This window comes from Proteiniphilum sp. UBA5384, assembly GCF_002410825.1.
Classification (GTDB): domain Bacteria; phylum Bacteroidota; class Bacteroidia; order Bacteroidales; family Dysgonomonadaceae; genus Proteiniphilum.
This window is the reverse complement of sequence record NZ_DHOS01000006.1, coordinates 70261-81885: the sequence shown is the minus strand read 5'-3', so window position 1 is coordinate 81885 and position 11625 is coordinate 70261. Positions and strand designations below refer to the sequence as shown.

At 42.7% G+C, this 11625-nt stretch carries 11 protein-coding genes and 1 riboswitch (1 of these 12 only partly in view); of the genes, 10 read left to right on the top strand and 1 reads right to left on the bottom strand.

What is annotated here, in order from left to right:
* Positions 1-99: riboswitch (cobalamin riboswitch) on the bottom strand; it reaches 261 nt to the left of the window's first position.
* Positions 100-152: 53 nt separating this feature from the next.
* Entirely contained in the window at positions 153-971 is an 819-nt protein-coding gene (locus B4G81_RS02790) for a hypothetical protein (protein ID WP_294079819.1), read from the bottom strand.
* A gap of 193 nt (positions 972-1164) precedes the next feature.
* Here B4G81_RS02790 and B4G81_RS02785 point away from each other — a divergent pair, with 193 nt between their 5' ends.
* The 10 genes from B4G81_RS02785 (at position 1165) to B4G81_RS02740 (ending at position 11609) form a co-directional block, all read left to right on the top strand.
* A complete protein-coding gene (locus B4G81_RS02785) occupies positions 1165-2598 on the top strand; it encodes a CCA tRNA nucleotidyltransferase (protein ID WP_414703151.1) in 1434 nt (477 codons plus the stop codon).
* Between the two features lie 150 nt (positions 2599-2748).
* Positions 2749-3627 carry a cell division protein FtsX gene (locus B4G81_RS02780; protein ID WP_294079817.1) on the top strand — a complete coding sequence of 293 codons (879 nt, stop codon included), beginning with the start codon at positions 2749-2751 and terminating at the stop codon, positions 3625-3627.
* 16 nt (positions 3628-3643) lie between these two features.
* Positions 3644-3892 carry a DUF3098 domain-containing protein gene (locus B4G81_RS02775; RefSeq protein ID WP_294079814.1) on the top strand — a complete coding sequence of 83 codons (249 nt, stop codon included), beginning with the start codon at positions 3644-3646 and terminating at the stop codon, positions 3890-3892.
* Positions 3893-3925: 33 nt separating this feature from the next.
* Positions 3926-4720 carry an undecaprenyl-diphosphate phosphatase gene (locus tag B4G81_RS02770; protein WP_294079809.1) on the top strand — a complete coding sequence of 265 codons (795 nt, stop codon included), beginning with the start codon at positions 3926-3928 and terminating at the stop codon, positions 4718-4720.
* Between the two features lie 5 nt (positions 4721-4725).
* Positions 4726-5418 (top strand): tRNA pseudouridine(55) synthase TruB, encoded by a 693-nt coding sequence (gene truB, locus B4G81_RS02765; protein ID WP_294079807.1) that lies wholly within the window; start codon positions 4726-4728, stop codon positions 5416-5418.
* A 22-nt stretch (positions 5419-5440) separates the two neighbouring features.
* Entirely contained in the window at positions 5441-6493 is a 1053-nt protein-coding gene (queA, locus tag B4G81_RS02760) for a tRNA preQ1(34) S-adenosylmethionine ribosyltransferase-isomerase QueA (RefSeq protein WP_294079805.1), read from the top strand.
* An 88-nt stretch (positions 6494-6581) separates the two neighbouring features.
* A complete protein-coding gene (folK, locus tag B4G81_RS02755; protein WP_294079862.1) occupies positions 6582-7094 on the top strand; it encodes a 2-amino-4-hydroxy-6-hydroxymethyldihydropteridine diphosphokinase in 513 nt (170 codons plus the stop codon).
* Between the two features lie 15 nt (positions 7095-7109).
* The gene (locus B4G81_RS02750) at positions 7110-7973 is read left to right on the top strand and encodes a patatin-like phospholipase family protein (protein WP_294079804.1); all 864 of its coding nucleotides are present in this window, start codon (positions 7110-7112) and stop codon (positions 7971-7973) included.
* A gap of 29 nt (positions 7974-8002) precedes the next feature.
* Positions 8003-9697 (top strand): alpha-amylase family protein, encoded by a 1695-nt coding sequence (locus tag B4G81_RS02745; RefSeq protein ID WP_414703154.1) that lies wholly within the window; start codon positions 8003-8005, stop codon positions 9695-9697.
* Between the two features lie 76 nt (positions 9698-9773).
* Positions 9774-11609, top strand: a complete 1836-nt coding sequence (locus B4G81_RS02740) for a TonB-dependent receptor plug domain-containing protein (protein WP_294079800.1) — start codon at positions 9774-9776, stop codon at positions 11607-11609.
* The last annotated feature ends 16 nt before the right edge of the window (positions 11610-11625 follow it).

Sequence of the window (11625 nt, the reverse complement as noted above, 5' to 3'; positions counted from 1 at the left end):
TTACAGCAGCGGGTCTGTTCAGGATTTACACCTGATTCCCTTTTCATCATTCATTTCGAAGCCGTTGAAGTGAATGACACCAAAATTCGGTACAAAGATAGTGTTTTAATTTGTATTTTGTTTGATAAATTTAAAAAAGAAGGGGGGACCACTCACTGTTTCTTACTCTCTAAATACCTGATTAACGCTTCGCTTTTCTCCTTTTCCATTTTCAGTTGCTCAATATCGAGCAGGAGGGCAGAGAGCTCAAAGGAATCGCTGACTCCTTTTTTTGCGGCAGTGGGCATGGTGACGGTAATGGTACGGTTACCGACAAACTGAAGGGAGATCGGTTGGTCACGGAATGTATAAATAAAACTCGCAACTCCATTTTCACTATTACCGCTGTAACGGACAATTTCATAAGATTTATCGAGTGTGTTAAAGCGGTAATTCAATCCGTCGGAGGTCACGGCAAGCGTTTCCGCAAAATTACCATCTTGGGTGCTTACCCTTATCTTGTTATGCTTTATGGCGCTCCCGGAAAGTATACTTTCTATAAAAAGTATCCCTTTCTCGCGTACACCCGAGCGGAGACTGTTTTGGTTTAAAGAAGAGTGATAGGAATAGGACTTGGGATAATAATCGCCGAACTCCTGATAACGCTCATCCCGTATATATTCAAACCGGGTAAGCATCCCTTTAAGTTCCACATACTTTTCCTGCAGCATGGAGTCACAATAGACAATGTTTCTCCGGTTTTCTGCCATCCGTATTTCCTGCATTAGCGCAAACCCAGCATTGATCTCATCAAAAGATTTAGGAAAAAGTATTTTAATGCTGTCTATCTTTAATTTAGCCAATGAATAGTTCCCTTCCTGATATGCCTTCCCGGCATCGGAAAGATACTCTTTGGCTCCTTTATTTCCCGCGCAGGAAATCAGGAGCAATGAAGAGAAGAATAGCACTGTGGTTTTAGTAGAAAAACGCATTTCAATAATAGCATTTTATGTATGCGGGAGGTTATCCTCCCACCTGTTTACACTTTACAAAATTACGAATATATTCCTTTTAAAGGCGGTTTTAAAGCACAATTATTGTAATTTTGCAATTCGTAACAGATAAGACGCTGTGATGTAATAACTTTGGTTGAAAGAATATGTTGATATACAATTTGGAATATATATGATAGAAGTACCGCGGGAGGATATACTGACGCATTTAGACAGGAAAATATTCAAATTGATTTCGGAAATTGCCGATGAGATGGGACTTCGATGTTACCTCATCGGCGGTTATGTGCGTGATTTTTTTCTCTACCGCCCGTCGAAAGATATCGATGTGGTGGCGGTCGGACAGGGGATTGACCTGGCGAAGGCGGTGTCGGATAAATTGGGAAAAAAAAGCCGGATTTCTGTCTTTAAAAATTTTGGTACCGCTCAGATAAAATACAAGGAGTATGAAATTGAATTTGTAGGTGCCAGGAAAGAGTCTTACCGCCTGGATTCCCGAAAACCGATCGTAGAGGATGGTACGCTGGAGGACGACCAGAAACGGCGTGACTTTACCATCAACGCAATGGCTTTCTGCCTGAACAAAGACCGGTTCGGCGAGTTGTTGGATCCTTTTAACGGGATGCAGGACCTGGAAGACCTGATTATCCGCACGCCGCTCGACCCGGATATCACTTTCAGTGATGATCCCCTGCGGATGATGCGTGCCATACGGTTCGCTACCCAACTGGGCTTTGACATCTATCCCGATACTTTTGATGCGATCAAAAGAAATAACGAACGGATCGGCATTGTCTCGATGGAAAGGGTGGTGGATGAGCTTAACAAGATCATCTTGTCTCCCAAGCCATCCGTCGGTTTTATCCTATTGGAAAAAACTGGAATACTCGATGTCATCTTTCCCGAATTAACCGCACTGAAGGGTGCCGAAACTAAAGACGGGGTAGGGCATAAAGATAATTTTTACCATACACTCACCGTGCTGGACAATATCTCACGGCAGACGGATAACCTCTGGTTGCGCTGGGCGGCTATTCTCCACGATATTGCAAAACCCGCCACCAAAAGATGGGACCCGAAATTGGGATGGACTTTCCATAACCATAATTATATAGGTGAGAAGATGGTACCCAAAATATTCAGGCGATTGAAGCTGCCACAGAATGAAAAAATGAAATATGTCCAGAAAATGGTATCGCTCCACATGCGGCCCATGCAACTGGTGGAGGAAGAGGTGACCGACTCGGCGGTGCGCCGGCTGCTTTTTGATGCCGGAGACGGTATAGACGACCTGATGACACTCTGTGAGGCGGATATCACGTCAAAAAATCCTGAAAAGGTACGACGCTTTCTGAATAATTTCAAGATCGTGCGGAGAAAACTGCAAGAGATCGAGGAGAAAGACCGGGTACGTAACTTCCAGCCTCCGATAGACGGTAATGAAATCATGGAGATATTCGGACTTCCACAATGTAGGGAGATCGGTTTACTAAAATCGACCATTAAGGAGGCGATATTAGAAGGTGAAATTCCGAATGAACGCGAAGCAGCATTCCGGTTTATGTTGGAAAAAGCGGAAGAGTTGGGATTAAAAGTAAAAAATTAAAAATGAAAAGTGGATTATGAAATCCATGTTAGTGAAAAGAACTTAATGTTTTTACATTCACCTCTTATTCTCCGATAATTTTTATTACTTTGCAATTTATTTGGAAAATAGTATTTTGCACTGTTTATATACTCACTATCTGTAACTCATATGGCTGGCAAAAAAAAGGTCTCCACAGCACGGTTCTTGAACGCTAAGATCACGTCTACCATCAGCATTTCGCTGGTATTGGTGCTGTTGGGGATTACCATCCTGATCCTTTTTATGGGAAACGGCCTGTCGCGGTTTGTGAAAGAAAATATGAGTTTCAATGTGATGCTTTCCATGGATGTGACAGACGCCGCAGTCACAAAGATCAGGAAGAACCTGGACGCACAACCTTTTGTGAGATCATCGCGGTTTATCAGTAAGGAGGAAGCGAAAGAGCAATTGATCAGGGATTTGGGTGAAGACCCCGAAGAACTGTTGGGGTATAATCCGGCACAAGACTGTATTGAAATCTTTCTTCATTCGGAATATGCCAACAGCGACAGTATTGCAATGATCAATGCCATAATCAGGCAGGAGAGCAATGTGACGGACCTGTTATACCAACAGGAAGCCATCGATCTTATCAATAATAATCTCTCGAAAGTGACGACTATCCTGTTGATACTTGCCGCCATACTTCTGTTGATTTCATTTACGCTTATCCGTAATACGATCAGATTGAGCGTCTACTCGAAACGATTTCTCATCAATACGATGAAATTAGTGGGGGCAACTGATGGTTTTATCAGAAAACCGTTTGTGGTAAATAATATTTTTACAGGGATCATCGCGGGGATTTTGGCAGACCTGATCATCTTCGCGATCATTACGTATTTCAGTAAGGAGTATAGTGAAATAAAATCGATTATCGGCATGGCAGATATGATTATTATATTCTCTATCGTTGTTTTACTGGGTGTAATTATATCTACCATATCTACCGCTTTTGCAGTAAACCGGTATGTAAAGATGAGGTCTGAACAACTGTATTATGTATAAAAAATTATAACTTGATATGTCTCAAAAAAGTATTGCTTTAGGTAAAAGAAACCTGATTATCTGTGGTATTGCCATTCTTCTTATTATTGCCGGTTTTATCCTGATGACGGGGCCGGCCACCACTTTCGAGAACGGATTTGAACCCGATATTTTCAGCGCCAGGCGTATAAAAGTGGCACCCGTGGTTTGTCTTGCCGGATTTGTATTGATGGTGGTGGGTATATTATATCCTTCCAAAGAAAAAAAGAACAAGCCGGAAAAATAGTTTTATCAGCAAATACTGACAAATATATTATTTATGAGCATATTAGAGGCAATTATTATTGCAATTGTTGAGGGACTCACCGAGTTTCTGCCGGTATCGTCCACCGGACATATGATTATCACACAGGCTCTTCTGGGAATAGAGAGCACCAGTTTTGTGAGAGCATTTACGGTAATTATTCAGTTGGGTGCTATTTTATCGGTAGTGGTGCTTTACTGGGAACGGTTCTTTCATAATTTTGATTTTTACTGGAAATTATTCATTGCTGTCATTCCGGCCGGTGTGATAGGATTATTGTTTGGTGATCAAATCGATGCACTCCTTGAAAATGTGACAGTGGTAGCATCGATGTTGGTTGTGGGTGGTATTTTGATGCTCTTCGTCGACAAATGGTTCAACAAACCATCGCAAGATCAATCGATAGGATGGAGAAGAGCTGTTACTATTGGCTTTTTTCAGTGTATCGCCATGATTCCCGGTGTATCGCGTTCAATGGCCACCATAGTGGGAGGAATGAGTACCAAACTCACCCGCAAGAATGCCGCTGAATTCTCGTTTTTCCTGGCGGTGCCCACCATGGCAGCAGCAGCTGGTTATAAGTTGTATCAATTATTGAAAGATCCGATCAGCACCGAAATGTTGAAAGATAATATCGGGTTGCTTGTGATTGGTAACGTTGTGGCATTTGGTGTGGCAATCCTTGCCATCCGGTTTTTTATTGATTTTCTTACCCGCTATGGGTTCAAGGCGTTTGGTGTATACCGTATTATCGTAGGGACCATATTGCTAGTCCTGATCTTCTCAGGGGTGAGCCTTAGCATGGTATAAAAAGTATGGATTTTATTGAAGGTGAGATTATTTATATTGATAAACCGCTTCACTGGACTTCCTTCCGGGTGGTGAATGTTGTCCGTGCAAAGTTGTGCCGGCAGTTGGGAATAAAGAAATTGAAGGTGGGGCATGCGGGAACGCTCGATCCTTTGGCTACAGGGGTAATGATTCTTTGTACAGGGAGAAAGACAAAACTTATCGAATCCTTGCAGGCCGGAACAAAAGAATATATTGCGGAGATCCGGCTCGGAGCAACGACCCCATCATTTGACCTCGAAACAGAAATTGATGCAGAATATCCTATCGCACATATCCACAAGGCTGCGGTAGAAAAGGTATTGCAACGCTTTACGGGTACTATAGAGCAGGTGCCGCCAATTTTTTCAGCTGTCAAGGTCGATGGGAAAAGAGCGTATGAACTGGCCCGTAAAAATGAAGATATTGAACTAAAACCCAAAATATTGGTTATAGAGGATGTCGAATTAACTTCTTGTGATTTACCTGATATCACTATTCGTGTGGTATGCAGCAAAGGCACCTATATAAGGGCGCTGGCAAGGGATATTGGAGTTGCACTTGGTAGTGGGGCGCACCTTACCGGATTACGGCGTACGAGGGTGGGGGATATCACTGTGGCGGACTGCCTGCAAATGGAGGATATAGATTGGTTTTTGGAAAATAATATACAAATATAATTGATACAGGATTTTTTTATTTATGAAGCTTTCTCAATTTAAATTTAATTTACCGGATGAGTTTATTGCGAAATACCCTGCGGTGCATCGCGATGAGTCCCGGCTATTGGTAGTGCACAGAAAATCGGATGCACTGGAACATAAAACTTTTAAAGAGGTATTAGATTACTTCGATAAAGGAGATTTTTTTGTTTTTAACGATACAAAAGTATTTCCGGCAAGGTTATTCGGGAATAAAGAAAAGACGGGGGCGAAGATAGAGGTTTTTTTATTGAGGGAGTTAAATGCAGAACAGCATCTATGGGATGTGTTAGTCAATCCGGCACGTAAGATCCGTATCGGCAATAAACTCTATTTTGGAGAAAATGAAGAGTTGGTGGCCGAGGTGATCGATAATACCACTTCCCGTGGACGTACATTGCGGTTTCTCTATGACGGTCCCTATGATGAATTCAAGAGCCAGTTATTTTCTATTGGCGAAACACCCATCCCTGAATATCTGGAACGGGATGCCGAGCCTGAAGATGTGGAGAGATACCAGAATATATTCGCCCAGCATGAAGGAGCGGTAGTTGCCCCCGCTGCCGGTCTGCATTTCAGCCGTGAATTGATGAAGAGGATGGAAATCCGGGATATTGATTTCGGCTACCTTACCCTTCATAACGGTCTGGGAGCTTATAGGATGATTGATGTGGAAGACCTGACGAAACACAAGATGGAATCGGAACAGATGGTCATTACGGGGGAATTGTGCGAAAGGGTAAACAATGCCAAAGACGAAGGTAAAAATATCTGCGCAGTTGGTACATCCGTTCTTCGGGCAATAGAAACCACCGTAAGTACGGACGGGCACCTGAAACCGAAAGATGGCTGGACCAATAAGTTCATTTTTCCACCCTATGATTTCACGCTCAACAATAGCCTGATTACGAATTTCCACCTTCCTTATTCCACATTGCTGATGATGGCTTGTGCATTCGGTGGATATGAAAAGGTGATGAGTGCTTACGAAGAAGCTATTAAAGAGAAATATTCCTTTGGGGCATATGGTGACGCAATGCTCATTGTAGATTGATAATTCGATAGTTATCCGGTTCCGCATGTAATGCAACCGGATAACTATTAAATTGAATAACAGCGAAGCCGAACACGAAGTGAACAATATGAGCGAAGAGAATGAATATATTATTTATTTAGCATTAGGGTCTAATCTGGGAGATAAGCAGAAAAATATCGAAGAAGCATTGGACAGGATAGAGGAGCGGATTGGGAATATTACAGCCCTTTCCGCTTTTTACTTAACAGCCCCTATTGGCTTCCAATCGGACAATATTTTTGCCAACTGCGTATGCGAAGTACTTACTTCTGTGAATATTTACGATCTATTCGCTACTACGCAATTAATTGAAAAAGAGATTGGGAGACATGGGAAAACTAAAAATGGATATTATACGGACAGGCTTATCGATATTGATCTGATATTGGCCGGTGACCGGGTGATTGACACACCGGAACTGATTTTACCGCATCCGCGATTTCACAACCGTTCTTTTGTGCTGGATCCTCTGTGTGAAATTGCACCCGACCTTGTCCATCCGGTATTGGGCAAAACCATGCGGGAAATGAGAGATGAAATAGTCAAAAAAAAATATCATATTTGTAGTACAAAACGTTAGAAAGGAGACAAAAGTATGGCTGTTTTCAGTAAAAGTTACGATCATTTTTTAGGGTATGCTCTGAGTGGCGGCGGAGCCAAAGGTTTTGCCCATCTGGGTGCACTGAAGATATTGGAGAAATGCGGATTGAAACCGGATGTAATAGCCGGTACCAGTGCCGGGGCACTTGCCGGGGTTTTTTATGCTGATGGTTACCATCCTGATGAGATTGTAGAGTTGTTCCACAGGAAAGAGTTTCGTGAGTTTGTAGAATTCACGTTACCCACTTCCGGATTCTTTAAAAGTACGGGACTGCACAATTTCCTCAAGAGAAACCTGAGGGCTAAACGCTTTGAGGAGTTGCAGATACCTTTTTATGCAGTTACAACCGACTGGGACAGAGCAGCTACTGTTATATTCTCCAATGGCGATGACTTGGTGGATGCTGTCGTTGCCTCCTGTTCCGTTCCCATTGTATTCTATCCACAGATAATCCATGGCGTGCCTTATGTAGATGGAGGATTACTAAAGAATTTTCCTGTTTCGGTCATTCGAAAGAAATGCAAATATGTAATCGGCGTGAATGTCTCCCTGATCCTCCCGGCGCCGGAAAAAAATAATATCCGCAGGATGATGGAACGGACGTTCAACTTGATGTCCAATTCCAATACGTTGATTGATAAGGCATACTGCGACATACTTATCGAGACGGAAGGAATAGAAAAATTTTCCATGTTCGACCTGCAGAATCAGATAAAAATCATGGATGCTGGATATCATTGTGCCGCTTTAGCGATGAGCAAGAAGGAATCATGGGAAGTGGTAAGGAAATGCCACAGACATTATGAACTGACAAAACAGATACGTGGTCAGATCGATCGCGTCAAAGGATGGATGTAATTGTCAAATCCGGAAATTCCATAGATATAATGAACCAGAAACTGTTTATCTATCAGCTATTGCCCCGCTTATTCGGTAACAGGATTACTGCCAATAAAAAAAATGGAACCATTGAAGAAAATGGGAGTGGAAAATTCAATGACATCTCCGATAAGGTATTATATGCAATAAAAGCAAACGGTTATACACATATCTGGTATATTGGTATATTGGCTCATGCTTCCGTCACGAATTATACCGACTACGGATTGCCGGAAGAATATCCGGAAATTATCAAAGGCAAAGCAGGTTCACCTTATGCTGTGCGGGATTACTATGATGTGGATCCCGATCTGGCGGTGAATGTGCAGGAAAGGATGGCTGAGTTTGAAGCACTGATCCGACGAACACATGCTGCCGGCTTGAAAATGATTATCGATAATATACCCAATCATGTGGCCAGGAATTACCGTTCGCTCAATAAACCGCAGGAAACAAAGGATTTTGGGGAAGGAGACAACAATTCATTGGCTTTTTCCCAAAAAAACAATTACTATTATATTCCCGGACAGTCGCTGGAAATACAAACCTCTCATAAAAAAGAGACCCACTCCTCCTATAGAGAATTCCCGGCAAAAGCGACCGGCAACGACTGCTTTTCGCACAGGCCGACTCAATTTGACTGGTATGAAACAGTGAAACTCAATTACGGTGTGGACTACCTGAGGGGAAAACAGGAGCATTTCGATCCCATACCTGATACTTGGATAAAAATGAAGGATATTCTCCTTTACTGGGCTGAAAAGGGAATAGATGGCTTCCGCTGTGATATGGCAGAGATGGTGCCCTTGGCATTCTGGCGGTGGGCTATCCCGCAGGTAAAGCAAAAATTTACCGGTATCCTCTTCCTGGCAGAGATATATAATCCATCTGCCTACCGCAATTTTCTGGCTGATAATGTGTTCGATTATCTCTATGACAAGGTGGGATTGTATGATATACTACGTGATGTTTCCTGTGGTTACAAACCTTCTTCCGATATCACTTTCGTCCTGAATAGTGTGGGAGATATCCAACATAGGATGCTTAACTTCATGGAGAATCACGATGAACAACGACTGGCATCGGATTTCTTCCTGAAAACGGGAAGCAGGGGAATGGCTGCCATGATCGTTTCTTGCTGTGTGAATACCAATCCGGTAATGGTGTATGCAGGGCAAGAGTTTGGTGAAAAGGGAATGGATGAAGAGGGTTTCAGTGGACGGGATGGACGTACCACTATTTTCGACTATTGGTCGGTAGACACCCTGCGACGATGGAATAATGACGGCCGGTGGAATGATATCTTGCTTTCAGACCGGGAGAAAGAACTGGCCCAATTTTACAAATGGCTGATTACTCTCTGTAACAATGAACCGGCACTCGCTAAAGGACTTTTCTATGATTTGATGCCGGCCAATTACGGGAATCCGGAGTTCGATTCTACCCGTCTCTTTGCATTTTTACGCAGCGACAAAAGAGATTTGATCTTGATTGTAGCCAATTTCGATGATAAAGCACAGGATTGTACGGTGATTATTCCTCAGCATGCATTCGATTTTCTGGGAGCAGTACCAACCGCAAAAGGTATATTACAGCCCTTATTGCAAAGAGAAAGTGAATCATTGCCTTTCCATCATACTACACTTCCCATAATTTCAGTCAATTCCTGTTCGGGCGAAATTTATAAGATAACGTTTTTATAGTATATTCTTTTAATATTCCTATTTTTGCACCATGAAAAGATATTTTAGTTTGATTTTCAACATTTTTCTATTTATAATGGGGACTTACGCTCGACAGTATGTACCCGATACAATAGGGAATTCGACAAATTATAATCTTGACGAGGTGATCGTAACGGGAACCCGTGTACCTGTTTCACGTAATATTTTTCCGGTGCCGGTAAGTGTTGTGCAACGGGGAATGATTGAACAAAGTGAAGAAATCAACCTGATGCCGGTCCTTGCAAAACATGTTCCGGGCCTGTTCATAACGTCACGGGGCATCACAGGATATGGCGTATCCGGCGGTGCTGCCGGAGGAATTAACCTACGTGGTCTTTCGGGCGGTTCAGGGCGTGTGCTTATCCTTATCGACGGGCATCCCCAATACGCTACAATCTTCGGACATCCAGTGGCTGATGCCTACATAGCTTCAGACGCACAACGGGTAGAAGTGTCACATGGTGCCGCATCTATTTTATATGGCTCCAATGCAATGGGTGGAGCGATAAATATCATTACACGCGAAGCACAGGAAAAAGGCAATCATATGTCCGTACGGTTAATGGGCGGTTCGTACGGGACTCAACGTTATTCGTTAACAGATAGTTACCGGAAAGGAAAATTATCGGCTGTGCTAAGTGGTAATTATGATAAAACTGACGGTCATCGGAAAAATATAAGCTTCGACATGTGGGCGGGTTATGCCAAATTAGGTTATGAATTTTCAGACCAATGGAGAGTGACCGGAAATGTAAATATAGCCCACGCCAATTCGCAGAATCCCGGTACCATAAACAGTCCGCTGCTGGATGCCACGGCGGATGTGCTACGGGGAATGAGTGGTTTATCTTTCGAAAATAATTATGGAAGAACAAACGGGGCTATGAACTTCTATTACAATTGGGGTAATCACAAAATTAACGACGGCCACACTCCTGGTGCCAATCCGCAGGCATTTTTATTCCGTTCGACCGATTATATGGGTGGAGTAAATATATACCAGTCTGTTCATCCCTTCACAGGAAATACCGTTACGGGAGGATTTGACGTGAAACTGTATGGCGGGAATGCCTACCGTAATCCCGAAACAGAAAAATTTGTCGACCACATAAAATTGAATGAAGTGGCAGGTTACCTGTTTGTGCAACAGAAAATAGGACCATGCATGGCAAACGCCGGAATAAGGCTCGAAAACCATAAATTATATGGTAACGAATGGGTTCCACAGGTCGGTTTATCCTATAGGGCGGCCACACAAACACACCTGAAATTCTCCGTATCCAAGGGGTTTCGTGCGCCGAATATGCGTGAATTATATATGTATATGATTGCCAACGAAAATTTGTTACCGGAAAGAAGTATGAGTTATGATTTCACTGTTTCCCAGGGGCTACTGGAAAACCATATGACAACAGAATTAACCTTTTATTATATCACAGGCGATAATATCATTACTCCCATACAGGTGGATGGACACCAACAAAACATGAACGTCGGTGACTTTACCAATAAAGGTATAGAGTTTACATTGAAATATAATATAATCAATGATTTACAATTACATGGTAATTACAGTTACCTTCATATGGATAAGCCGATCGCGGGTGCTCCCCGCCATAAAGCATATGCGGGGCTGACATACAAGGCGGGCAGGTTTTCTTTGGACCTGGGCGCACAGGTGATAAATAAGTTGTATCTGATAGCGGAAAAAGAGGATGTGCAGACCGACAATTTTACGCTGGTGGATGCACGTGTTTCCTATAAAGTACGGGAATGGATTGATTTTTTTATGAAAGGTGACAACCTGCTGGCGCAAAAGTACCAGACAATGGCAGGCTATCCTATGCCCCGTACTACATTTATGGGAGGCGTAAGCATAAACCTTTATTAGAATCCGCAAAATTTTT